At 66.5% G+C, this 22,275-nt stretch carries 20 protein-coding genes and 1 tRNA gene; 12 read left to right on the forward strand and 9 right to left on the reverse strand.

The annotated features are described in order from the left end of the window. The first annotated feature begins 99 nt into the window (after window positions 1-99). The 4 genes from AC1DEZ_RS06760 to AC1DEZ_RS06775 are packed head-to-tail and all read left to right on the forward strand — an operon-like array spanning window position 100 to window position 4,959. On the forward strand, window positions 100-1,215 hold the full coding sequence (locus AC1DEZ_RS06760) for an endonuclease/exonuclease/phosphatase family protein (protein WP_476779140.1): 1,116 nt from the start codon (window positions 100-102) through the stop codon (window positions 1,213-1,215). Between the two features lie 16 nt (window positions 1,216-1,231). Continuing rightward, window positions 1,232-2,125, forward strand: coding sequence for a PhzF family phenazine biosynthesis protein (locus AC1DEZ_RS06765; protein ID WP_476779141.1), 894 nt, complete (start codon window positions 1,232-1,234; stop codon window positions 2,123-2,125). Further along, a complete protein-coding gene (locus AC1DEZ_RS06770) occupies window positions 2,122-2,844 on the forward strand; it encodes an NUDIX hydrolase (RefSeq protein WP_476779142.1) in 723 nt (240 codons plus the stop codon). Before AC1DEZ_RS06765 ends, AC1DEZ_RS06770 begins: the two co-directional genes overlap by 4 nt. 27 nt (window positions 2,845-2,871) lie before the next feature. After that, window positions 2,872-4,959 carry a M3 family metallopeptidase gene (locus tag AC1DEZ_RS06775; protein WP_476779143.1) on the forward strand — a complete coding sequence of 696 codons (2,088 nt, stop codon included), beginning with the start codon at window positions 2,872-2,874 and terminating at the stop codon, window positions 4,957-4,959. A gap of 25 nt (window positions 4,960-4,984) precedes the next feature. Here AC1DEZ_RS06775 and AC1DEZ_RS06780 read toward each other — a convergent pair whose 3' ends face one another. From AC1DEZ_RS06780 to AC1DEZ_RS06795, 4 genes are all read right to left on the reverse strand, one after another. Next, a complete protein-coding gene (locus AC1DEZ_RS06780) occupies window positions 4,985-5,368 on the reverse strand; it encodes a YbhB/YbcL family Raf kinase inhibitor-like protein (RefSeq protein ID WP_476779144.1) in 384 nt (127 codons plus the stop codon). Window positions 5,369-5,403: 35 nt separating this feature from the next. Beyond that, the gene (locus AC1DEZ_RS06785; protein WP_441513759.1) at window positions 5,404-5,742 is read right to left on the reverse strand and encodes a hypothetical protein; all 339 of its coding nucleotides are present in this window, start codon (window positions 5,740-5,742) and stop codon (window positions 5,404-5,406) included. An 80-nt stretch (window positions 5,743-5,822) separates the two neighbouring features. Continuing rightward, on the reverse strand, window positions 5,823-6,329 hold the full coding sequence (locus AC1DEZ_RS06790) for a c-type cytochrome (protein WP_441513758.1): 507 nt from the start codon (window positions 6,327-6,329) through the stop codon (window positions 5,823-5,825). Between the two features lie 145 nt (window positions 6,330-6,474). Then, the gene (locus AC1DEZ_RS06795) at window positions 6,475-7,116 is read right to left on the reverse strand and encodes a YoaK family protein (RefSeq protein WP_441513757.1); all 642 of its coding nucleotides are present in this window, start codon (window positions 7,114-7,116) and stop codon (window positions 6,475-6,477) included. A 425-nt stretch (window positions 7,117-7,541) separates the two neighbouring features. Here AC1DEZ_RS06795 and AC1DEZ_RS06800 point away from each other — a divergent pair, with 425 nt between their 5' ends. From AC1DEZ_RS06800 to AC1DEZ_RS06820, 5 genes are all read left to right on the forward strand, one after another. Beyond that, entirely contained in the window at window positions 7,542-9,104 is a 1,563-nt protein-coding gene (locus AC1DEZ_RS06800; protein ID WP_476779145.1) for a 2-isopropylmalate synthase, read from the forward strand. Window positions 9,105-9,329: 225 nt separating this feature from the next. Continuing rightward, complete coding sequence (locus tag AC1DEZ_RS06805) at window positions 9,330-10,607, forward strand: solute carrier family 23 protein (RefSeq protein ID WP_476779146.1); 1,278 nt, start codon at window positions 9,330-9,332, stop codon at window positions 10,605-10,607. A gap of 139 nt (window positions 10,608-10,746) precedes the next feature. Further along, window positions 10,747-10,822, forward strand: a tRNA-Lys gene (locus tag AC1DEZ_RS06810). 118 nt (window positions 10,823-10,940) lie between these two features. Further along, window positions 10,941-11,402, forward strand: coding sequence for an MgtC/SapB family protein (locus AC1DEZ_RS06815; protein ID WP_476779147.1), 462 nt, complete (start codon window positions 10,941-10,943; stop codon window positions 11,400-11,402). Window positions 11,403-11,486: 84 nt separating this feature from the next. Beyond that, complete coding sequence (locus AC1DEZ_RS06820; RefSeq protein ID WP_476779148.1) at window positions 11,487-11,744, forward strand: hypothetical protein; 258 nt, start codon at window positions 11,487-11,489, stop codon at window positions 11,742-11,744. 16 nt (window positions 11,745-11,760) lie between these two features. Here AC1DEZ_RS06820 and AC1DEZ_RS06825 read toward each other — a convergent pair whose 3' ends face one another. Next, window positions 11,761-13,149, reverse strand: a complete 1,389-nt coding sequence (locus tag AC1DEZ_RS06825; protein WP_476779149.1) for a M20 family metallopeptidase — start codon at window positions 13,147-13,149, stop codon at window positions 11,761-11,763. A gap of 138 nt (window positions 13,150-13,287) precedes the next feature. Between AC1DEZ_RS06825 and AC1DEZ_RS06830 the strand changes: the two genes are divergently transcribed. After that, window positions 13,288-14,691 carry an SNF2-related protein gene (locus tag AC1DEZ_RS06830; protein ID WP_476779150.1) on the forward strand — a complete coding sequence of 468 codons (1,404 nt, stop codon included), beginning with the start codon at window positions 13,288-13,290 and terminating at the stop codon, window positions 14,689-14,691. Window positions 14,692-14,700: 9 nt separating this feature from the next. On the opposite strand, the gene AC1DEZ_RS06835 is transcribed toward AC1DEZ_RS06830, so the two are convergent. The 3 genes from AC1DEZ_RS06835 to uraH all read right to left on the reverse strand — a co-directional run bounded on the left by AC1DEZ_RS06835 (window position 14,701) and on the right by uraH (window position 16,837). Further along, window positions 14,701-14,880, reverse strand: coding sequence for a hypothetical protein (locus tag AC1DEZ_RS06835; protein ID WP_476779151.1), 180 nt, complete (start codon window positions 14,878-14,880; stop codon window positions 14,701-14,703). 173 nt (window positions 14,881-15,053) lie between these two features. Next, window positions 15,054-16,478 (reverse strand): allantoinase PuuE, encoded by a 1,425-nt coding sequence (gene puuE / locus AC1DEZ_RS06840; RefSeq protein ID WP_476779152.1) that lies wholly within the window; start codon window positions 16,476-16,478, stop codon window positions 15,054-15,056. A 5-nt stretch (window positions 16,479-16,483) separates the two neighbouring features. Next, a complete protein-coding gene (gene uraH / locus AC1DEZ_RS06845) occupies window positions 16,484-16,837 on the reverse strand; it encodes a hydroxyisourate hydrolase (RefSeq protein ID WP_441513748.1) in 354 nt (117 codons plus the stop codon). Window positions 16,838-17,077: 240 nt separating this feature from the next. Between uraH and AC1DEZ_RS06850 the strand changes: the two genes are divergently transcribed. Together AC1DEZ_RS06850 and AC1DEZ_RS06855 are read left to right on the forward strand one after the other, a co-directional pair. Then, window positions 17,078-18,316, forward strand: a complete 1,239-nt coding sequence (locus AC1DEZ_RS06850) for a urate hydroxylase PuuD (RefSeq protein ID WP_476779153.1) — start codon at window positions 17,078-17,080, stop codon at window positions 18,314-18,316. A gap of 314 nt (window positions 18,317-18,630) precedes the next feature. Further along, window positions 18,631-21,123, forward strand: a complete 2,493-nt coding sequence (locus tag AC1DEZ_RS06855; RefSeq protein ID WP_476779154.1) for a hypothetical protein — start codon at window positions 18,631-18,633, stop codon at window positions 21,121-21,123. A gap of 58 nt (window positions 21,124-21,181) precedes the next feature. Here AC1DEZ_RS06855 and AC1DEZ_RS06860 read toward each other — a convergent pair whose 3' ends face one another. Continuing rightward, window positions 21,182-22,243 carry an NAD(P)/FAD-dependent oxidoreductase gene (locus AC1DEZ_RS06860; RefSeq protein WP_476779155.1) on the reverse strand — a complete coding sequence of 354 codons (1,062 nt, stop codon included), beginning with the start codon at window positions 22,241-22,243 and terminating at the stop codon, window positions 21,182-21,184. Window positions 22,244-22,275 lie beyond the last annotated feature (32 nt).

The following is a 22,275-nucleotide window of genomic DNA, read 5'->3' on the forward strand; positions in this document are numbered from 1 at the left end:
TCTCGAAGGATGCTTGAGGAGGCTCTGGAACCATCTGGAGCATCCTTCGAGACGCCGCTTCGCGGCTCCTCAGGATGAGGGCTGGGAGAAGGTCCTCCGATGAAGCTGCGTGTCGGGACTTTCAATGTCGAGAACCTGCTGACGCGCCACCGCTTCGAGCCGGGCGGGCGTACCGAAACGGCGGCGGCGATGTCGCTGTTCCACTTTCCACGCTCCGACGAGCGCGACGCGGTCGAGCGTTCTCTCGCGGTGGCGCTGGAGGACGACAAGCGCCAGATGACGGCGCTCGCCATCGCCGAAGCGCAGGCCGATCTATGGATGCTGCAGGAGGTCGACTCGCTCGCGAGCCTGCAGGCCTTCTTCGCGAACTATGTCCATCGCATCGCCGACCACCGCTACGGCCATTTCACGCTGATCGACGGCAATGACCGGCGAGGCATCGATATCGGCTTTGCGGCGCGGCGCGACCTGTTCGGGCCGGGGCAGGTGACGGTGCGCTCGCACAAGGACCTGACCTTCGCCGAGGCCGGCGTGCATGATCGCGAACTCGCCATGCTCGGCATCGGGCCACACGGGAAGGTCTTCGCGCGCGACTGCCTGGAGGTCGAACTGGCCGTCGACGGAAGGCGGCTCAGCTTGTTCGGTTGCCACTTCAAGTCGATGAACAATGGCCGCGAGGACGGGCGCGAGGTGACGCTGCCGGTGCGCCGTGCCGAGGCGCGGGCGGTCCGATGGCTGATCCAGCAACGCTTCGGCGGCGGCTGGCGCGAGACGAACTGGATCGTGCTGGGCGATCTCAACGGCTACCGCTACGGCCTCGGGCCGCTGGCCGAGCGAGTCGATGAGGGCGCCAGCGGCATCGAGCCCTTGCTGGATGATTTTGCCGTCGATCCGCTGGATGCGCTGCCGGCGCATGAGCGCTGGACGCATTTCAGGCGCTACTGGTCAGAGGGCCAGGAGAAGCTCGTCGACAGCCATATGCCGCTCGACCACATCCTGCTGTCCCCGGCTCTGGCGGCGGCCAATTCGACGCCCGCCATGCAGATGATCCGGCGCGGCCTGCCGTACCGCGTGCCGCTCGACCCGCGCGAGCCGGACCGCTCGATGGCGCGGCTGGCGACCTGCGCCGATCGCTATCCGCGCGTTGGCTGGGACCGGCCCAAGGCGTCCGACCATTGTCCGCTCACCATCGACCTCGACATCCCGGCAGGGTGACCCCAAGGAGGCACGGATGAAACGCCGCTTCGTCACACTCGACGTCTTCACCACGCATCGCCATGCCGGCAATCCGCTGGCGGTGGTGCTTCAGTCCGAGGGATTGGATACGGACGCGATGCAGGCCATCGCCAAGGAATTCAACCTGTCGGAGACGGTCTTCGTCTCGCCGCCCGAACGGCCGGGGCACCGTGCCTCGGTGCGCATCTTCACGCCAGGTTCGGAACTGCCCTTCGCCGGCCATCCGACGGTCGGCACCGCGGTCTGGCTTGCGCTCACCGACCATGCCGCGGGCGTGCCTGCCGATATGCTGGTACTGGAGGAAACGATCGGACCGGTTTCCTGCGCAGTCGAGGTCACCGGCAGCCATGCCGGCCATGCCATCTTCACCCTGCCGCGTCTGCCCGAGCAGGTGGGGGAGGCGGCGACTGCCGGCGCGATCGCGGCAGCACTCGGGCTTCAGTCCAGCGATCTCGGCTTCCTAGCCTATCGGCCGGCGGTCTATTCCGCCGGTGTGCCCTTTCTCTGCGTGCCCGTCTCGACGCGGGAGGCCGTAGGCCGGGCTAGGCCGGAAGCCGCGCATTGGCAAGCGGCGGTCGGCACGGGCGGCGCCTTCCTCTACAGCGCCGAGACGGCCGAGGCGGGGAATGCCTTCCATGCCCGCATGTTCTGGCCGGGGACCGGGATCGGCGAGGACCCGGCGACGGGCGGCGCGGTCGCGGCGTTCGCTGGTGCCGTCATGGCCTATGGCAAGCCGGATGACGGCGACCATCGCTTCGTCGTCGAACAGGGCTACGAGATGGGCCGGCCCTCGCAGATCGCGCTGGAACTGAGCGTCCGGAACGGCGCACTCGTCTCGGCGCGCATCGGCGGTTCGGCCGTCGTGGTCAGCGAGGGCGTATTGCTGTGAACGACGGCGTCGAGAACGGCACGATCGTCCGGCTGTCGAGGGTCGATGCCAAGGTCGAGCCTTATGACTGGGGCTTTGCCCGCGAAAATGCCGGGAATATCGAGGCGCATTGGGCGAAGATAAGCGCCGGGAAGCCCGCGATGTTCAACGGCCGCATCATGCTCCAGCACCGCGCCGCCATCCGCGACGGCGTGTTCGAGGCCGGTTATTTCGAGACCGACTATGCCGCCTTCATGACCTGGCGCGATGTTGGCTATCCCGGCCCTGTGATCCGCAACGGCTTTGCCATGGCGGCGCTTCGGGCCAACGATGGCGCCTTCCTCTGCGGGAAAATGGGCGAGCACACCGCCAATGCCGGCAAGGTCTATTTCGCCGCCGGCACGCCCGACCGCGAGGATACACGCCCCGACGGCAGGCTCGACCTCGCCGGCAGCGTCACCCGCGAACTCGCGGAGGAAACGGGCTTGAGCGTCGAGGAGCTCAGCGTGGGTGAGGGTTGGACGGCGCTGATCGAACAGGGGCGCATCGCCTTCATGCGCGAGGTCGGAATCGACCTGCCAGCGGATGCAGCGCGCGCGCTGATGCTGGGGCGGATGAAGCACCTCGTGGAGGAAGAGCTCTCCGACATCGTGATCGTGCGCGATCTCGCCGAGACCGAAAAGCACGACATGCCGCCCTTCATGCGCCGCTATCTCGCACATATCTTCGACGGCGACTGATCCCGCCCGCCCTGCGAAAGTAACCCGATGAGCTCTGCCGACACCGCCTATCCGGAAACCCTGTCACTGCCGGCGGAGAACCCCTTCGCCACGCGCTGGGAAACGCCGTTTCGGCTGCCGCCTTTCGCCGCGATCAAGCCGGAGCATATTCGCCCGGCTTTCGATGCGGCGCTCGACAAGCACAAGGCGGAGGTCGCGGCGATCGTCGGAGACGAGGCTGAGCCCGACTTCGCCAACACCATCGAAGCGCTGGAACGGGCAGGGCGTGCGCTCAGCCGCGTCGGCGGCGTGTTCTACAACCTGACCGGTGCCGATACGAACGAGGCGCTGCAGGCGATCGAGCGCGAGATGTCGCCGATCTCCGCGCGGCACTGGTCGGCGATCATGATGGATGAGGGGCTCTTCGCCCGCGTCGATGCCGTCAACGCCAAGCGCGATACGCTCGGCCTCGGCGCCGAGCAGGCGCGGCTCTTGGAACGGACCTATAAGGGCTTCATCCGCTCGGGTGCCAAGCTTGCGCCTGAGGACAAGAAGCGGCTCGCCGCCATCAATGAGCGGCTGGCGGCGCTCGGCACGCAGTTCAGCCAGAACGTGCTGAAGGACGAATCCTCCTATGCGCTGTTTATCGAGGACGAGGCCGGGCTCGCCGGCCTGCCGGAGTTCCTGAAGGCGGCGATGGCGCGCGCGGCGGCCGATCGCGGCAAGCCCGGCCAGCACGCGGTGACGCTGTCGCGCTCGATCATCGAGCCCTTCCTGACCTTCTCGACCCGCCGCGACCTGCGCGAGGAAGCCTTCATCGCCTGGAGCAAGCGCGGCGAGAATGGCGGCGAGAGCGACAACCGCGCCATTGTCTCCGAGATGGTGAAGCTCAGAGCCGAGAAGGCGAAGCTGCTGGGCTATCCGACCTTCGCGCATTTCAAGCTCGACGACGCCATGGCGAAGACGCCTGAGCATGTCCGCGGCCTTCTGGAACTGGTCTGGAATCCGGCCAAGGCGCGCGCCGCGCGCGAGGCGGCCGATCTCGCGGCTCTCGCCCAGGATGAGGGCGAGAACGGTCCGATCCGCCCCTGGGACTGGCGCCACTATGCCGAGAAGGTCAGGCAGAAGACCTATGCGCTCGATGAAACCGTGCTGAAGCCCTATCTACAGCTCGACCGCATCAGGCAGGCTGCCTTCGACGTTGCCGGCAAGCTCTTTGGGCTTTCCTTCGCCGAGCGGCCGGAACTCGCCGGCTATCACCCGGATGTCCGCATCTTCGAGGTGACGGAAGCCGCGACCGGGCGCCATATCGGCCTGTTCATCGGCGACTACTTCGCCCGTTCCTCGAAGCGCTCCGGCGCCTGGATGAGCGCCTTCCGCGGCCAGCGCAAGCTCGACGGCGAGACCCGGCCGATCATCGTCAATGTCTGCAATTTCGCCAAGCCGGCGGAGGGCAAGCCCGCGTTGCTCTCGCTCGACGATGCGCGCACGCTCTTCCACGAGTTCGGCCATGCGCTGCACGGGCTGCTCTCGGATGTAACCTATGGCTCACTCGCCGGCACGGCGGTGGCGCGCGATTTCGTCGAGTTGCCGTCGCAGCTCTACGAGCACTGGTTCCTGACGCGCGAGGTGATGCGGGACTATTGCCTGCATGCGGAGACCGGCGAGCCGATCCCGGAGGCCCTGATCGAGAAGATCGAGAAGGCGCAGACGTTCAATCAAGGGTTCTCCACCGTGGAATACACCTCCTCGGCGCTGGTCGATCTCGCCTTCCACTCGCTGGAGGAGCCGGCGGAGGTCGATCCGCTCGCCTTCGAGGCGGCGGAACTCGCGCGCATCGGCATGCCCAACGAGATCATGATGCGCCACCGCACGCCGCACTTCACCCATGTCTTCTCGGGCGATGGCTATTCGGCCGGCTACTACAGCTATCTCTGGTCGGAGGTGATGGACGCCGACGCCTTCAACGCCTTCATCGAAACGGGCGATGTGTTCTCGGCCCAGGTCGCCGAAAAGCTGAAGCGCTACATCTATTCGGCGGGCGATACGCGCGATGCGGCCGAGGCTTATACGCTCTTCCGCGGCCGGCTGCCGACTCCGGATGCGCTGCTGGAGAAGCGGGGGCTGGCGGCCTGAGCGGGAGCATCTCGAACCGGCGCGCTCAGGGCGGAAACGAGCCCTGAGCCTCGGTCTGGACAAGGACTGCACCACTTTTGTCGAGCGCCTCGATCGTCCAGACGTAGCGATGTTTCTGCCCCGTTGGAGGGCAGGGGCCGACATAGCGGACAGCCCCCTGCGCCACGCGCCCCTTGCCGTCATAGGCGACCGTCGAGCCGCCATGCCGGAAATTGGGCGCGTCGGTGTCGCGCATGGCAAAGCGCAGGCTCGTCGTGCCCTTCGGAGCGTTACGGACCGTGAAGGCTGGCGAGATTCCGCCGCAGGCGCCTATTCCCTTCCAGGAAAATGAGGCGGAGAAGGCGAAGGCGGATGCCGGAACGCCGAGCATGGCTGCTGCGACGGCGGCAGTTGCTAGCAGGCGTTTCATGGCCGTGTCCCTTCAGTCAGGCCTGAGCTGCTGTCTCAGCCAGGATAGCCGAATCTCGCTTTCGTCGCATGGATCTGACTGATTGCGCCGGCGTCGTTGCCCGCCGCGCAGGTCGAGCGGGCGCGCGAAATCTCGCCGCTGACCCGGTCATGCACGCCCTTGGTCGTATGCCCAGTGGCGAGATCGTTGTCCATCACCGCCTGGAAGCGCTCGACCTCGCCAGAACAGCCCGTGCCCGTCGGCATGCGGAAGCTGCTGGGCGTCACGCCCGGCGCAGCCTGTTCCGGCGGCGGGGCAGGGGGCGCGCTGACCGTCGAAGTCTGGCAGGCCGATAGCAGGACGGCGGAGAGTGCAAGGACGGGCAGATGACGCATCGGAAAGCTCCGCGGAAACAAGACCGCCCGACGATGTCTGATTCTCGGGAGCAGTGAAATCGCGCCGTCCGATCGGCCGCCTATTGCGGCATGTTGACGGTAAGATAGGGCGCGGTGGCCTTCTCGTTGGGGCCGACGATCGCCGGGACCTTATGGGAGACGGGCTTCAGACTCTTGAGATAGGCGGCCAAGGCTGAAGCATCCGCTTCGGTGAGCTTGGCGTAGCTCTGATAGGGCATGGCCGGCGCGAGGACGCGGCCGTCGGGCCGGGCTCCCTGACGGACAGCCTTGACGATGTCGGCCTCGGACCAGGAGCCCAACCCCGTTTCCTTGTCCGGCGTGAGATTGGGCGGAAAGAAGGTGCCGAGGCCCGGAATGTGAAAGCCTACCTCGGACCCCGCGAGCCGCCGTTGCATATCGGGCTTACCGAGAAAGATGCCCGGCGTATGGCAGCCGGCGCAGTCCATGATGCTCGCCAGGTATTCGCCGCGCCGCAGCTTCTCCTGCGACGGTGCCGTTTGCGCTGTGAGCGCTGTGGGCACCGAAAGACCGATGACGATGAGCACGCCGAAGATCGTCTGCTGCATGATTGCCTCCCTGACGTTTCGTGCGGCCGTTCCCGCTGCACCGATCTGTTCGAGCAGTCGGTCATCGTTGTAGTGCGTGACGTTAGGGAATGCTTAGCATTGCTCTCATGTCGGAGAAAGGACCAAAGACTCGGCGAAGTTGGGCCTATGCGCGCTCCGGCATGAAGAACGCCAGCACCGTGAATCCGGCAGCCGCTCCGGCCGCCAGCCAGATCGCGTCGAGGCCGATGCGGCTATGGGCGGCGGCTCCGACGACCGCGCCGCTGAGCAGGCCGAGCCAGAGCACGAGATGGCGCAGGAAAGCGAGCTTCGGCCCGCCGAGCAGGGCGCCGGCGAGGCGCTGCCCCATCTTCACCAGCGTGCCGGTCATGTAGGTCAGGCCGATCGTGACCTCGCCGTCGCGCTGGAAGACCGAATTCTCCGCGCCCATCGCCAAGGCGAGCATGCCGGCCGCGGCCGTACTGAGCCCGATGGTGTCGAGGCTGGCTGCGAAGATCAGGACCGCGGTGACGAAGGCGAGCACCGCCGCCTTTCGCTGTTGCCTGCCGAAATGGCCGATGAGCGAGCCGCAGACCACGCCGAGGACGAAGAGGCCGAGGATCGTCGCGGCCAGAACGATGCCGCCGGCATGGCGCCCGGCCAGTTCGATGCCAAGGCGGGTGGTGTTGCCGGTCATGAAGGAGACGAAGAAGCCACTGAGGCTGAGGAAGCCGAGCGCATCGACGAAACCGGCGAGGCCGGTGAGGCCGAAGGCGAGCCCGATGGCGGGGCGGTCATAGCGCATCATCGGCGCGGGTCTCCGGCAGCAAGAGGCCGGTTTCCAGCATGGCGCGACCGCCGGCCGAATCGCGCCGCGCCAGCATAATCCACAGATCGCCTCTGTCATTTGACGCGCGTGCATAAGACACATGCTTGCGCTCGACACCTGCTTTCGGTTACATCCTGTCCCGTCGATTTGAGGAACGCCCGTGGTTTCGACCGCCCGCCATGACCTGACGAAGGACTGCGCCACTGCGCAGGCTGTCAGCATGTGCGCTCGCGCTCCCCTCGCACGCGCTTCGTTCTCGCTTCCTGGCCTCCTTCTCCTTAGCTGCCCCTGAGGGCCGGCCGGGCATGCTGCCTGGGCGCTCAGGGGAGTGACGAGAAACGCCGACAGCAAACCCAGCGCCCGCCTTTTCCGATCTCGCGGCGCACCGAAACCGGAAGCAGACCATGACCAATCCGACCCAGAACAGCTCCTCCAAAGAGCGCGTGCTGATTTTCGACACCACCTTGCGCGACGGCGAACAGTGCCCCGGCGCCACCATGACCTTCGAGGAGAAGCTGGAGATCGCCGAGGCGCTCGACGTGATGGGCGTCGACATCATCGAGGCCGGCTTCCCGATCGCCTCGGACGGTGATTTCGAGGCCGTCTCGGAGATCGCTCGCAGGTTGAAGCGCGCCACGGTCGCCGGCCTCGCCCGGGCCATCAGCACCGACATCGCCCGCGCCGGCGAGGCGGTGCGCCATGCGGTGAAGCCGCGCATCCACACCTTCGTCTCGACTTCGCCGATCCATCTGGAGCACCAGATGCGCAAGAGCCAGGAGCAGGTGCTGGAGATCATCACCGCGACCGTGACGCAGGCGCGCAATCTGGTCGACGATATCGAGTGGTCGGCGATGGATGCCACACGCACGCCGATCGACTATCTCTGCCGCACGGTCGAAGCTGCGATCCGGGCCGGTGCGACCACGATCAATCTGCCCGACACGGTCGGCTACGCGACGCCGGACGAGTATCGCGCCATGTTCAAGGCGGTGCGCGAGCGCGTGCCGAACGCGGACAAGGCGATCTTCTCGGCGCATTGCCATAATGACCTGGGCCTGGCCGTCGCCAATTCGCTGGCGGCGATCGAGGGCGGCGTCCGGCAGGTCGAGTGCACGGTCAACGGCATCGGCGAGCGCGCCGGCAATGCCGCGCTGGAGGAGGTCGTGATGGCGCTGCGCGTACGAGGCGACGTGCTGCCCTACGACACCGGCATCGACGCGACGCAGTTGATGCGCGTCTCGAAGGCGGTATCGAGCGCCTGCTCCTTCCCGGTGCAGTACAACAAGGCGATCGTCGGCCGGAACGCCTTCGCCCATGAGAGCGGCATCCACCAGGACGGCATGCTGAAGAACAACACCACCTACGAGATCATGACGCCGGCCTCGGTCGGCGTGACCAAGACCTCGCTGGTGATGGGCAAGCATTCCGGCCGCGCCGCCTTCCGCTCCAAGCTGAAGGAGATGGGCTACGATCTCGGCGACAATCAGCTGGAAGACGCCTTCACCCGCTTCAAGGCCCTGGCCGACCGCAAGAAGCATGTCTATGACGAGGATATCGAGGCGCTGGTCGACGAGAACATCGCAACCGCCCATGACCGCATCAAGCTGGAATCGCTCACGGTGATCGCGGGCACGCGCGGCCCGCAGCGTGCGACCATGAAGCTCGATGTCGAAGGCCGGCATGTTACCGAGGAGGTTGAGGGCAACGGCCCGATCGACGCCATCTTCAACGCGATCAAGGCGATCGTGCCGCATGAGGCCGGGCTGGAGCTCTACGACGTCCACGCGGTGACCGAGGGCACGGACGCCCAGGCCGAGGTGACGGTGCGCCTCTCGCGCGACGGCTCTTCCGTCAGCGGGCGCGGCGCTGATCCCGATACCCTGGTGGCTTCGGCCAAGGCCTATCTGGCTGCGCTCAACAAGCTGATCGCCCGCGGCGGGCGCCTGCACGCGCAGGCGGCGGAGTAAGTTCAAGAACGTCGTTCTCGGGCGGCACGAAGTGCCGGCCCGAGAATCTCCGGAGGCGAAGAATTCCGGAGCCTCGCTCCGCAGGGGACCCTCGCGTCAAGCCCTGGCATGACGTCGGCCGCCTCTGGATTCCGGTGGATGACGCCAGCGCGATCTGGCGCTGGCCTGCCTCTTGCCCTCATCTGCTCTTCCGGTGCGGTCGCCCCCCGGCGACCCTGGGGAGCGATGCCGATGGGCTATTTTCCGAACTGGACCCTGAAGACTTCCGGCGCAGTGATGCCGGACGAGCGGCTGCCGACAGGGCAGACGATCATCGCCGGCTTGCAGCATGTCGTCGCCATGTTCGGCTCGACGGTGCTGGCACCGGTGCTGATGGGCTTCGACCCGAATGTCGCGATCTTCTTCTCGGGCATCGCGACGCTGCTGTTCTTCGTCATCACGCGCGGGCAGCTGCCGAGCTATCTCGGCTCCTCCTTCGCCTTCATCGGCGTCGTCATCGCGGCGACGGGCTATGCCGGCTCCGGTCCCAATCCGAACATCGGCGTCGCGCTCGGCGGCATCATCGCCTGCGGCGCGGTCTATGCGCTGATCGGCCTGATCGTGCAGGGCGTCGGAACGAACTGGATCGAGAAGCTGCTGCCGCCGGTGGTGACCGGTGCGGTCGTGGCGGCGATCGGCCTCAACCTGACCTCGGTCGCGATCAATATGATCTCGGCGAGCCCCTACACCAAATGGCTCGCGCTGTTCACGGTGGTCGCGGTGGCGCTGGTCGCGGTCTACGGCCGGGGATTGCCGCAGCGCCTGCCCATCCTCATCGGCGGGCTCGCTGCCTATATCCTCTATGCGCTGACGGCGCCGAGCTTCGGCGCACCGCCGATCGACTTCGGCAAGATCGGCGCGGCCGCTTGGTTCGGCCTGCCGCATTTCGTGGCGCCGGTCTTCGACATGAAGGCGATGACGCTGATCGTGCCGGTCGCGATCATCCTGGTCGCGGAGAATCTCGGCCACATCAAGGGCATCTCGGTGATGACCGGGCGCAATTTCGACCACCTGATTGGCCGTGGCTTCTTCGCCGACGGGCTGGGCACGATGATCGCCGGCTCGGGCGGCGGCACGGGCGTGACCACCTATGCCGAGAACATGGGCGTGATGGCGGTGACGCGAGTCTATTCGACGCTGGTGTTCGTCGCCGCCGGCATCATTGCGCTGGCTCTCGGTTTCTCGCCGAAGTTCGGCGCGGTGATCGGCACGATTCCCGTCGCGGTGCTTGGCGGCCTCGCGGTCGTGGTCTTCGGCCTCATCGCCGCCACCGCCGGCCGCATCTGGGTGGAGAACAAGGTCGACTTCTCCGAGCCGAAGAATCTGATCACCGTCGCGACGGCTCTGATTCTGGGCGCCGGCGATCTGAAGCTGCCGATCTTCGGCTACGAGCTCGGCGGAATCGGCACCGCGACCTTCGGCGCGATCGTGCTCTACCACCTGCTGAACCGCCGCGCGGCGTGATAATCCACAGCTCGGTGGGACCTTTCCCGCCGAGTTTGAAAAATCTGTCACAGACGGGTGGACAGGGGGCGGGGCCTTTGCTACACGCCCCCTGCCTGACGCGGCTGACGCCGCCGAACGGCAACGCTTCGTGGCGTATGGGTGATTAGCTCAGTTGGTAGAGCAGCTGACTCTTAATCAGCGGGTCGTAGGTTCGAGCCCTACATCACCCACCACGGTTTTCCTGGACATCGTTGGATAGCCACTTCGCGGGCCGAGCAGCCATGCGGTTGCTTCGCCGGATTCGCGGCTGTGCTATCGTCGCGTCACGGCGCCTGCGGAGCGAACGGCATCTTGGACGAACTCGAATTGATGCTTCGGCTGCTGGCCGGCCTCGTCGCGGGCGTGGCGGTCGGCTGGCAGAGGACCCTTCACCGCAAGAGTGCGGGGCTGCGCACCTTCGGCCTGGTGGGAATCGGTACGGCAGCGGCTGCGAGCCTGTTCAGCGAGACGCTCCATCCCGATGCGGCGAGCCGCGTGGTTCAGGGTGTGCTGACCGGCATCGGCTTTCTCGGCGCCGGCCTTATCATCCACCGCGATCGCGAGATGACGCCGCACGGGCTGACCACGGCGGCGGCGATCTGGGTGACGGCGGCGCTGGGGTGCTCAGCCGGGCTGGGGAAGTGGCCGGTGACGCTGACAGCGACGGCTCTGGCACTCGTCCTGCTGGCCCTCGATCATTCGCTGGAACGTAGGCTCCAGGGTCGCGCTACGCCGCCCGAGCGTAACGGGGACGGAGGTCCCTCGCCGGACTGAGTGGGCGGCTACGCCTGCCCCATCGCTGCACCGCGGAGCCTTTCGGCGGCTCGGGCGTTTCTGTCTGAAAAGGACAGGTTTCGCATGATGCAGTTCAACAACGGCCTGAAGGCCGCACCCGGCAATACCCCGGCCATCCCCGATCCGCCTCCGGAGGCGCCACCGTTGACGCCCGGCAATGTTCCGCCGGCACCGCCGGTCGAGTCGCCGCCGGACGAGGAACCCCAGGGCATCCCGACCGAACCGCCGCCGGAGTTTCCGCCTAACGCGCCGCCGGAAGCACCTCCGGCGACACCCATCGATCTCCCACCGGGGCGCGATCCGCGTCAGCCGCAGGAGTAGGCCTCAAGGGCGAGTACTAGACCGCCGGTGCGTCGCCCGAGCCGATATCCCAGTAGAGACCGGCCATGGCGGTCAGGCCCTCGCGGGCGATGGCGACCGGCAGATGCTCATCCGGCGCGTGCTGCGAACAGCCGGGATAGGAATGCGGCACCCAGATGGTACGCAGCGCCAGGATATCCGCGAAGATGTCGTTCGGCAGCGATCCGCCGAGATTGGGCAGCAGGGCCGGCTTCTTGCCGGTGCTTTCGGCGATCGAGGCCAGGGCGAAATCGACCCAGGGATCTTCCGGGTCGAGGCGCGTCGCGCCGAAGATCTCGGAGCGGCTGAGCGAAACCTCGACCATGGGGAAGTTGTGGCGCTGCAGATGCCGCTTCAGCGCCGGCACGACATCATTCTGGTCGATGCCGACGACGAAGCGCAATTGGCAGCGCGCCCAGGCGCTCGGCGGCACGGCGTTGACCGGCGTCTCGGGCACGCCGGACTTCATCGCCAGCACGTCGAAGGAGCACCAGCCGAAGACCTGCTCGGCCGGCGTCAGACCGGGCTCGCCCCAGTTCGGATCGATCGCCGGGCCGTCCGGCCCACCGTCGATCTCGCAGCCGATCAGCGCCTTGCGCACCGCCGGCGGCAGTTCCTTGGGCACCCATTCATGAATACGGATCTGTCCGCTCGGCGAGGTGATCGAGGCAATGGCGTGGGCGAGCTGGATCGCAGGGTCGGAGAGGATGCCGCCCCAGTTGCCAGAGTGATGCCCGCCCTCGCGGGCATTGATCGAGAGGTCGAAGGTGACGCCGCCGCGCGCGCCGAGAAAGACGGTCGGGCGCTCGGCATTGAGCCGCGGCCCATCCGAGGCGATCAGGACGTCGGCCTTGAACAGATCCTTCTCTTCGCTGCAGAGCTCGCGCAGGCCCGGCGAGCCGGACTCCTCGCCCATCTCGATCAGGTATTTGGCATTGAAGCCGAGTTTGCCGCGCGTCTCCAGAACGGCGCTGAGCGCGCTGAGGTTGATCAGGTGTTGGCCCTTGTTGTCGACGACGCCGCGGCCATACCAGCGGCCTTCGCGCTCGACGAGCTTCCAGGGCGAGAGGCCCTCACTCCATTGCGCGTCGAGGCCGCGGATCACATCGCCATGGCCGTAGCCGAGGATGGTCGGCAGGGCCGGGTCCTCGATGCGCTCGGCATAGAGGAAGGGGCCGCGCGCCTTCGGATGGGTCAGGGTGCGGCAGGTGAAGCCGAGCGATTCGAGCAGGGGCTGCATCTCCTGCTCGAGATATTCGCCGAGGACGGGGGCGCGGTCCGGGTTCTGGCTTTCGGTGGGGATCGCGACGAGGCGGCCGAGGTCACTCTTCATTCGGCCTGAATCGAAATAGTCCTGAGCTTTCGCGATCGCTTGCGCGCGGGTCATGGTCGTAAGGTCTCCCGGATTTATGGCCGGCACAGTGCCGGTGGACGCGCGGTTGCGCCAGTGCCAAGAGAGCCGGGCGCGCCATGCCCGCCGGGCAGGGCGGGGCGCCCAGACACCGATGAGGATCTTCCTTTCCGCATGACGTTCACCCCGCATCCGCACCAGCTCGTCGCCCGCGATGCGATCCTGGCCGCGCGAGGGAAGGGGGCCGCCGGCTTCCTGCTCGGCGACCTCACCGGCCTCGGCAAGACGCTCTCGGCCTGGCTCGCGCTCTCGGCGATGCCGGAGGAGGACGTGCTGGTGATCTGCCCGAAAGGGGCGATCCCGCAATGGCGGCGGACCATGGCGCTGTCAGGCCTGCCGGCGAAGCGCGTGACGCTGATGAATTTCGAGAAGACGAAGTCGTTGCTCGCCCCAGTCGCTGACAGCCGGAAACGCTCGGCGCGGGCGAAGAACAATGAACTCGCGAAGCATGGCCGGCCGAAGCGAGTCTGGCCGCTTGTCGTGATCGACGAAGCCCACCGCATCCGCAATCCCAATTCGCAGCAGGGGCTGGTCTGCCGGCAGATGGCCGAAGCGGCCGATTTCACCATCTATATGAGCGCGACGGCAGGCCAGTCGCCGCACGAGCTGTCCTATCTCGCGCCGTTGCTGGCGAAGGCGGCCGGCATGCCGACCGCCGATCTCGACGGCTTCCGCACCCTGATGAAGCGGCTGAAGATCGGCAGGGCCAAGGGCCGCTGGAAGAACTGGAGCTGGGAGCCGAACGAGACCGACCGCAAGGTGATGGCCGATCTGCTCTATCGCGGCGCGAACGCCATCGGCCTGCGCCGCCGGCCCGAGGAGATCGCCGGCTGGCCGGAAGTGCAGCGCGAGCTCGCCCCCGTCGCGTTGGATAGTGCCGCGCGCAAGCTCTACGAGGCGACCTGGCGGGAGTTCCGCAAGGAGCTGGGCTTGGCCGGCGGCTCGACGCGCAAGCCGCAGGGCTGGGCCGCCGATCTGCGCTTCCGGCAGAAAGCCAGTTTGCTCCGCATCGCCGGCACGGCGGATTTCTGCGAGGATTTGCTCGGGAATGACGAGCAGGTGGCGATCTCGGTCGCCTTCCTTGAGACCAGCGCGATTTTGGCCGAGACGCTGAGAGGGCGCGGCTGGCGAGTCGGCGAAATCAATGGCGAGCGCTCGGGCGCGCAGAACGAAGAGACCCGCATCGCCTTCCAGACCGGCGCGCTCGACGCCGTGATCTTCACCGTCACCGAGTCGATCTCGCTGCATCGCGGCGAAATGCCGGGCGGCGAGCGGGAGCGGGCGCTGGTGGTCCACGACATGCGCCACAGCGCCATCCAGCTGCAGCAGATCGAGGGTCGCTGCCATCGCGACGGCCAGCACGCGACGATCTTCTACACCTATGCCGAGGATACGGTGGAGGAAGCGATCGCCGGCACGGTGATCCAGCGCATGGCGGCGATGGAGGGGCTGGCGGGAGACGACACGCGGATGCTCGAGGCGATCGCGGGCATCGTCGAGGCGCGCACGGCGGCCTGAAGATACGGCTCAGTTGCGGGGTGCGTTGGCGTCGTCCCGCGCGCGCTCGCCCAGCCCCTTCGCACCCTCGATGGTCGAGCCGGCCAGCCGGGTGACGGCGTTCCAGGCTTCGCGCGTATAGGCGCCCTGATGCGCCACGGCATCATAGCCGATGACCAGCATGAGTATGATCAGCAACAGGCGGAACACGGATGGGCCTCCCTTTCCCCGCTCATCAACGTGGCGGGAGGAGCGGAGGTTCCGGGGAACGCGCCATTCTCGGGCGCAGCGCAGCGTAGATCCGAGAATCTCAGGACCGGAGGGAGCTGGTTTCCGAGATGCTCGGGTCAAGCCCGAGCTGAGGGCGCCGCAGTGAGCCGTGCTCAGCCTGCCGGCAGCAATTCCTTGAGACGCAGCAGCGTGATCTTCTCGACCTGCGCCAGTGCCGTTGCGAATTCCTGCGCGGGCGTGTTCTTCAGCCTCTCTTCGAAAGCCGCCAGAATCTGAGCCTTGGTGGCGCCCTTCACTGCCATGATGAAGGGAATGCCGAAGCGGGCCTTATAGGCCTCGTTCAGGGCGGTGAAGCGCACGCGCTCGTCGCTGGTCAATCGATCAAGCCCCGCCGAAGACTGTTCCTGCGTCGATTCCTCCGTCATCTCTCCGGCCGCAGCAAGCTTCCCGGCGAGATCGGGATGGGCGTTGAGCAGAATCTTCTGCCGCTCGGGCAAGGCCTTGCGCATCGCCGCGACCATCGCGGCATGCAGGCCCTCCGCGGTATCCTGCGCCGCGCCGAGCCCGGTGTCGTAGGTCGCCTCGGCGATCCAGGGCGAATTCTCCCAGACGCGGCCGAAGACTTCGACGAAGAGTGCCTTGGGCAGCTTCGAGGGCATATAGCCGCCCGCCGGGGGGTGCGTCCTGACCCAGTGGCGGGCGATGTCGAGTCGGGTCGCGACCCAGACCCGGTCATGGCTCTTCACGTAGTCGAGAAAGCGGGCGAGTGCCGCGGCCCGGCCCGGACGGCCCACGAGGCGGCAATGGAGGCCGATCGACATCATCTTCGGAGCCGTCTCGCCCTCGGCATAAAGCGTGTCGAAAGAGTCCTTGAGGTAGGTGAAGAACTGCTCGCCGGTGTTGAAGCCCTGCGGCGTGGCGAAGCGCATGTCGTTGGCGTCGAGCGTATAGGGCACGGCCAGCTGCGGACCCTTTTGACCCGCGAGCCAGTAGGGCAATTCGTCGGAATAGACATCTGCGGTGTAGAGGAAGCCGCCTTCCTCCATCGTCAGGGGGATCGTGTTCTCGGACGTGCGGCCCTGATAGCAGCCGAGCGGCCGTTCCCCGGTAAGCTCGGTCTGGATGCGGATCGCCTCAAGAATGTCGGCGCGTTCGCGCTCCCTGGGAGTGTCGCGATAGTCGATCCATTTCAGGCCGTGGGTCGCGATCTCCCAGCCGGCCTCCTGCATCGAGTCGACGATCTCGGGATAGCGCGCCAGCGCGCTGGCGACGGCGAAAACGGTGACCGGCAGGTTGCGCTCCGTGAACATGCGCCAGAGCCGCCAGTAGCCGGCGCGCGAGCCGTATTCATAGATCGACTCCATGTTCATATGGCGCTGGCCCGGCCAAGGGGCCGCGCCGACGATCTCGGACAGGAAGGCTTCCGAGGCGGCGTCGCCGTGGAGGATGCAGTTCTCGCCGCCTTCCTCGTAGTTGATCACGAACTGGACGGCGATGCGCGCCTCGCCCGGCCAATGCGGGTGAGGGGCATTGCGGCCATAGCCCTTCATGTCGCGCGGATAGGTCGTCTGGGTCATGAGGTCTAGCTGCCGCGATAGGTGGAGTAGCTCCAGGGCGAGGCCAGGAGCGGGACGTGATAGTGCCCTTCCGGCTCGGCGATGCCGAAGCGGATTGGGACGAGATCGAGAAAGGCGGGCTCGGGCAGGGCGCTGCCCAGATCGCGGAAATAGGCGCCGACCGCGAAGCTCAGTTCATAGCTGCCCGGCTGGAGCGTCCCGGAGAGCAGCGGGCCATCGGTGCGGCCGTCGGAATTGGTCACGGCCTGGGCCAGCCGCTCGCGCGAGCCGTCGGGATGCAGCCGTTCCAGCGTGATCGCGACACCGGCGGCAGGGCGGCCATTGACCGTGTCGAGCACATGCGTCGAGAGGCGTCCCATTCCCTGCCGTTCTCCTGAAAGCACCGCCGTCCGGCGCGCATCGATTCCGGAACCCTGTCGTTCTGCGCAACTGTAGAGCGCCATGCGGGAAAATCGATATCGGCTTTTGCGATAAGATCATGTTCCCGGATGTCAAATCTCGGGCGATTTCGGACCCGGCGAAAGCGGGTTAGCTTGGTGGTGCCGGAGCGGCATCCTCCGGATTCGGGATCACCACCAACCCTCGCGGAGCGCAGCGCCATGCTCGAAGCCTATCTGATGGAATGGGGCGGCATGATGCTGCGCTGGCTCCATGTCATCACGGCGATCGCCTGGATCGGTGCCTCCTTCTTCTTCATCCATCTCGACGCCTCGCTGAAGCCGGCTGCGGACATTCCGGTCGGCACAGGCGGGCGCGCCTGGCAGGTCCATGGCGGCGGCTTCTACGAGATGCGCAAATACATGGTGGCGCCGGCCGTGATGCCGGCCGAGCTGACCTGGCACAAATGGCAGAGCTACTGGACCTGGATCTCCGGCTTCTTCCTGTTGGTCTGGGTCTATTACGCGCAGTCGGAGCTCTATCTGATCGATCCGGCGGTGATGCAGCTTTCGCCCTTCGCTGCCGGCGCCATCGGCATCGCCGCGCTCGTCGCCGGCTGGGTGATCTACGACCTGATGTGCAGGTCGCCGCTCGGCCGGCATGACGTCCTGCTCGGGCTCATCGGCTTCGGCTATGTCGTCGCGGCGAGCTGGGCCTTCGCCAACGTCTTCTCCGGGCGCGGCGCGCTCATCCATACCGGCGCGCTGATGGCGACGATCATGACCGCCAACGTCTTCTTCAACATCATGCCGGGGCAGCGGAAGGTCATCGCGGCGCTGGTCGCCGGGCAGACGCCCGATCCGAAATACGGCAAGGCCGCCAAGCAGCGCTCGACGCATAACAACTACATCACCCTGCCGGTGCTGTTCCTGATGCTGTCGAACCACTATCCGGTGACCTATGCCAATTCGGCGGTGATCCCGCTGCTGGTGGCGCTGGTGATCGTCGCCGGCGCGCTGATACGGCATTTCTTCAATGTCCGGCACGGCGACCATGCGAAATCGCCCTGGTGGTGCTGGGCAGTGGCGATCCTGGCGCTCTGGCTCGCTTTCTGGGTGGCGATGTCGTCCTCGCCTGGCGGGCGCGAGCAGCTCGGCCTGAAGCCGCGGGAGGTGCCGAAACCTGTCCTGATGGCCGGCATGACGCTGCCGCCGGCCGAGGTCTCCAACATCGTGACCGGGCGTTGCGCCATGTGCCATGCGCCCGAGCCATCCTGGCTCGGCATCCAGATCGCGCCGAAGGGTGTGTTGCTGCACGAGCCCGAGCAGATCGCCGTCCACGCCCGCGCCATCCGCACGCAGGCCGTGATGACCCATGCGATGCCGCCGAACAATCTTTCCGGCATGACGCCGGCCGAGCGTCAGGCATTGGCAGGCTGGCTTGCCGCTGCCGCGCGCTGATCTGCCGCCGCCGTCATGCTCGCCCGCGTGGCGAGCCTCCACGTCTTGAACACGGCCTTTGACCAACGAAGACGTGGATGGTCGGGACGAGCCCGACCATGACGGGGATGGCGCTTTGGGGAGCCGTGACAGCGACATAGTCACCCGGATTTCCGCTTTCTTCAGATTGTCCGGAGCTTCGCTCACGGCTGCGTGATTGCGTTCAGATTCGGTTCAGGTGCGCGACAGCAAGGTCCACTCACTGACAGGGCTGGAGACAGGATCCCAGAACGGGACCGTTCGTGCCGAGGACCGTGGGGGTCCATTTGAGACGCGTGGATGCAAGGGGCGCCGGCTACCTGCTGGCGGCCATCGGTTTCGTCGTGGCATGGGGCATCCTGTGCTGGCCCTGGCTTTCGGGGTCGGTGACGATTCCGTTCGACGCGAAGGCGCATTTCCAGGCGCAGGTTCAGTTCCTCGCGAACGCGCTCCATTCCGGTCAGTCGCCCTTCTGGAACCACAACGTTTTCGCCGGCTCGCCGCAGATCGCCGATCCGCAGTCGCTGATCTTCTCGCCTGCGATCCTGCTCGCCCTGCTGTCGCCGGCTCCAAGCTTCCGCGATGTCGACGCCTATGTGCTGGCGCATCTGCTCGCCGGCGGCCTCGCGCTCATCATGTTCTTCCGCGATCGCGGCTGGCATCCGGCCGGCGGCCTGATGGCGGCGCTGGTCTTCGCCTTCGGGGCCTCGGCTGCGTGGCGGGTGCAGCATGTCGGCCAGATCGCGAGCCTCGCCTTCTTCGCCATCGCCTTCTGGCTGACGGCGCGGATGCTGCAGCGTTCCTCGGTTCTCTCCGGTGTCTTCGCTGGCCTGGCGGCCGGGCTGATGGTGCTGGAGCCGGATCAGGTCGCCCTGCTCGGCGGCTATGTGCTGTTCGGCATGGTCGTGGCGCATTGGGCCTCCGGCGGCTGGCCGGCTTTTCGCGCGAGCCTGCTGCCGATCGCGGCCGCCAGCGTGGTCGGGCTGGCCGTCATCGTCCTGCCGCTGCTCTGGACCTGGCTCTTCGCCGAGGCGACGACACGGCCCGAGATCGATTTCGGCGTGGCGGCTCGCGGCTCGCTGCACCCTGTGTCGCTGCTCACCGCATTCATCGGGGACCTGTTCGGCGCCAAGGATCCCAATGTCGAGTTCTGGGGACCCTATAGCGACCCCCAGGTCCTCTACCTGTCGCAGAATATGGCGCAGGTCTATTTCGGCGCGCTGCCGATGCTGCTGCTGCTGGCGCCGGGCCTGACTCGCGGCTGGCTCTGGGACAAGTCGATCCGGCCGCTGACGCTGATGTTCGCCTTCATGGTGCTGTTCGCACTCGGGCGCTACACGCCGCTGTTCCACTTCGCTTACGAATATATGCCGGGCGTGAAGCAGTTCCGCCGGCCGGCCGACGCAACCTTCCTGATCGGCGGGCTGGCGGCGGTGCTCTCCGGCTATGTGCTGCACCGCATCCTGACCGCGGAAGAGGGGACCTCCTTCCGCCGCGATCTCATGATCGGCGCAGGCGTGGTCATGGCGACGGTCATCCTCGCGCTCATCGTCTCGCGCGGCGCGGGCCATCTCGCCGATGCCTGGAAGCCGGTTGCGCTGGCTCTGGTCTGGTTCGCCGTCGCGGGCGGCGCCTTCTTCGCCCTGCAGCGCTGGCGCGGAGCGCTCGGCACTGCCGCCGCCGCGGTTCTGGTCACGGGCGTGGTAGCAGCGGATCTGGGCGTCAACAACGGCCCGAACGAGTCCACGGCGTTGCCGCCGCAGATGTACGATGTGCTGGAGCCGGGCACGAAGAACGAGACGATCGCGGTGCTGAAGCACCTGACGTCGCAGCCCGCCGGCTCGCCGCGCCGCGACCGGGTCGAGCTGCTCGGCATGGGCTTCGAATGGCCGAATGCCGGCATGGTCCATGGGTTCGACCACACGCTCGGCTACAATCCGCTGCGGCTGGAGGATTTCTCCGAGGCCGTGGGTACGGGCGACGGCATCGCAAAGCCGGCGGACCGCAAGTTCACGCCGCTCTTCCCATCCTATCGCTGCCGGCTCGCCAACCTGCTTGGGCTGCGCTACATCGCCTCGCCGGTGCCGATCGACCAAGTCGATCACTCGCTGCGCAGCGGCGATCTCAACCTGGTTGCGCGAACCAAGGAAGGCTATGTCTACGAGAACCCGCATGCGCTGCCGCGGGTGCAGTTCGTGGGCGGCTGGCAGTTCGCCGATTTCGAGAGCATGAAACTCTCGGGCCGCTGGCCGGACACCGATCCGCAGCAGGCCGTTCTGCTCGATGTCGAGCCGCCCGTCGCGACCCCGGAAGGGCCGGTCGCGGTGCAGGCCGATATCAAGCTGACGCAGTATCGCAACGCGCATGTCGAGATCGAGGTGAGGACGCCTGCGGCCGGATTCGTCGTGCTCAACGACATCTGGCATCCCTGGTGGAAGGTCGAGGTCGACGGGGTCGAGACCGAGATCCTGAAGGCCAATGTGCTGTTCCGCGCGGTGCAGGTGCCAGCCGGCACGCACAAGATCAGGTTCTCCTTCCAGCCGCTCTGGGGCGCGCTCGCCGAGCTCAAGGCGCGGATCGAGCCGGAGGAGCCGGAGGATCATCTGCCGCTGCCGCCGATGGATGAGCGCGACGCGCCGCAGGTCGTCAGCGCCCCGCAGGGCAAAGCGCCTGTGCTGGCCGGCCCCTCCGAGAGCGTGCGCCAATCGCTCGGCCTCGGCCTGGCGCAGAGTGCGGCCCATAGTGGTGCTGCCGCCGCCCAGGTTCAGCGCGAGACGATGGCGCATTGAAAAAGCCGCGGCCCTGGCCGCGGCTTCCAGCATTCAGCTGTTTCGGCTTGCTGCCCGCTCAGGCGACGCCGAGCTTCTTCTGCAGGCTCGTCGACGAGGTCGTGTACTGGAAGGTCAGCCGCTTCTCTGGATAGACGTAGCGGTGAACCTTCTGCGCGCACAGCGCAGCTTCGTGGAAGCCCGAGAGGATGAGCTTGAGCTTGCCTGGATAGGCGTTGATGTCGCCGACGGCGAAGATGCCGGGCACGCTGGTCTCGAACTTCTCGGTGTCGACCGGGATCAGGTTTTCGTGCAGATTCAGGCCCCAGTCCGCGATCGGGCCGAGCTTCATCGTCAGCCCGAAGAAGGGCAGCATCGTATCGCAGGCGATCTCGAAGGGTGCATTTTCGGTGCCGCGGCAGAGAACGGCCTCGAGCTTGCCGTTCTCGCCCTTGAGCCCCGTGACCTGGCCGAGCTTCATATCCATCTTGCCGTCGGCGACCAGGGCGCGCATCTGCTCGACCGAGTGCGGCGCGGCGCGGAAATCGTCGCGGCGATGCATCAGCGTGACGCGGTTGGCGATAGGTTGCAGGTTCAGCGTCCAGTCGAGGGCGGAGTCGCCGCCGCCGATGATCAGGATGTTGCGGCCGCGGAAGGCCTCCATCTTGCGCACGGCGTAGAAGACGGAGCCGTGCTCATAGGCCTCGATGCCGGGAATCGGCGGCTTCTTCGGCTGGAAAGAACCTCCGCCGGCCGCGATGACGACCGTCTTGGTGTCGAAAACCGTACCGGCGTCGGTGGTGACGCGGAAGCGCGGCGCCTCGGCGGTGCCGCATGGCTCGACCGACTCGATCATCTGGTTGAGGTGGAAGGTGGGCCCGAAGGGCTTGATCTGCTCGAGCAGATTGTCGACCAGCGCCTGGCCGGTGACCATTGGAAATCCGGGAATGTCGTAGATCGGCTTCTCCGGATAGAGCTCCGCGCACTGCCCGCCGACCTTCGGCAGGATGTCGACGAGATGCGCGCGGATGTCGAGCAGGCCGAGTTCGAAGACCGCGAAGAGGCCGCAAGGGCCGGCACCGACGATGACGACGTCGGTGGTGATGACTTCGTTTTCGTTGGCTGCTGCCGCTTCGCTCATAATCCTACCTTCGATCCGGTCCAAACTGTACG

It is taken from the genome of Allobosea sp. 10L422, from assembly GCF_056395345.1.

Coding starts and splice junctions, on each gene's coding strand:
- AC1DEZ_RS06765 (WP_476779141.1), top strand. CDS start 1,232: ATGAAACGCCGCTTCGTCACACTCGACGTCTTCACCACGCATCGCCAT.
- AC1DEZ_RS06825 (WP_476779149.1), bottom strand. CDS start 13,149: ATGACCCGCGCGCAAGCGATCGCGAAAGCTCAGGACTATTTCGATTCA.
- AC1DEZ_RS06820 (WP_476779148.1), top strand. CDS start 11,487: ATGATGCAGTTCAACAACGGCCTGAAGGCCGCACCCGGCAATACCCCG.
- AC1DEZ_RS06860 (WP_476779155.1), bottom strand. CDS start 22,243: ATGAGCGAAGCGGCAGCAGCCAACGAAAACGAAGTCATCACCACCGAC.
- AC1DEZ_RS06760 (WP_476779140.1), top strand. CDS start 100: ATGAAGCTGCGTGTCGGGACTTTCAATGTCGAGAACCTGCTGACGCGC.
- AC1DEZ_RS06795 (WP_441513757.1), bottom strand. CDS start 7,116: ATGATGCGCTATGACCGCCCCGCCATCGGGCTCGCCTTCGGCCTCACC.
- AC1DEZ_RS06830 (WP_476779150.1), top strand. CDS start 13,288: ATGACGTTCACCCCGCATCCGCACCAGCTCGTCGCCCGCGATGCGATC.
- puuE (WP_476779152.1), bottom strand. CDS start 16,478: ATGACCCAGACGACCTATCCGCGCGACATGAAGGGCTATGGCCGCAAT.
- AC1DEZ_RS06850 (WP_476779153.1), top strand. CDS start 17,078: ATGCTCGAAGCCTATCTGATGGAATGGGGCGGCATGATGCTGCGCTGG.
- AC1DEZ_RS06785 (WP_441513759.1), bottom strand. CDS start 5,742: ATGCGTCATCTGCCCGTCCTTGCACTCTCCGCCGTCCTGCTATCGGCC.
- AC1DEZ_RS06805 (WP_476779146.1), top strand. CDS start 9,330: ATGCCGATGGGCTATTTTCCGAACTGGACCCTGAAGACTTCCGGCGCA.
- AC1DEZ_RS06790 (WP_441513758.1), bottom strand. CDS start 6,329: ATGCAGCAGACGATCTTCGGCGTGCTCATCGTCATCGGTCTTTCGGTG.
- uraH (WP_441513748.1), bottom strand. CDS start 16,837: ATGGGACGCCTCTCGACGCATGTGCTCGACACGGTCAATGGCCGCCCT.
- AC1DEZ_RS06780 (WP_476779144.1), bottom strand. CDS start 5,368: ATGAAACGCCTGCTAGCAACTGCCGCCGTCGCAGCAGCCATGCTCGGC.
- AC1DEZ_RS06800 (WP_476779145.1), top strand. CDS start 7,542: ATGACCAATCCGACCCAGAACAGCTCCTCCAAAGAGCGCGTGCTGATT.
- AC1DEZ_RS06775 (WP_476779143.1), top strand. CDS start 2,872: ATGAGCTCTGCCGACACCGCCTATCCGGAAACCCTGTCACTGCCGGCG.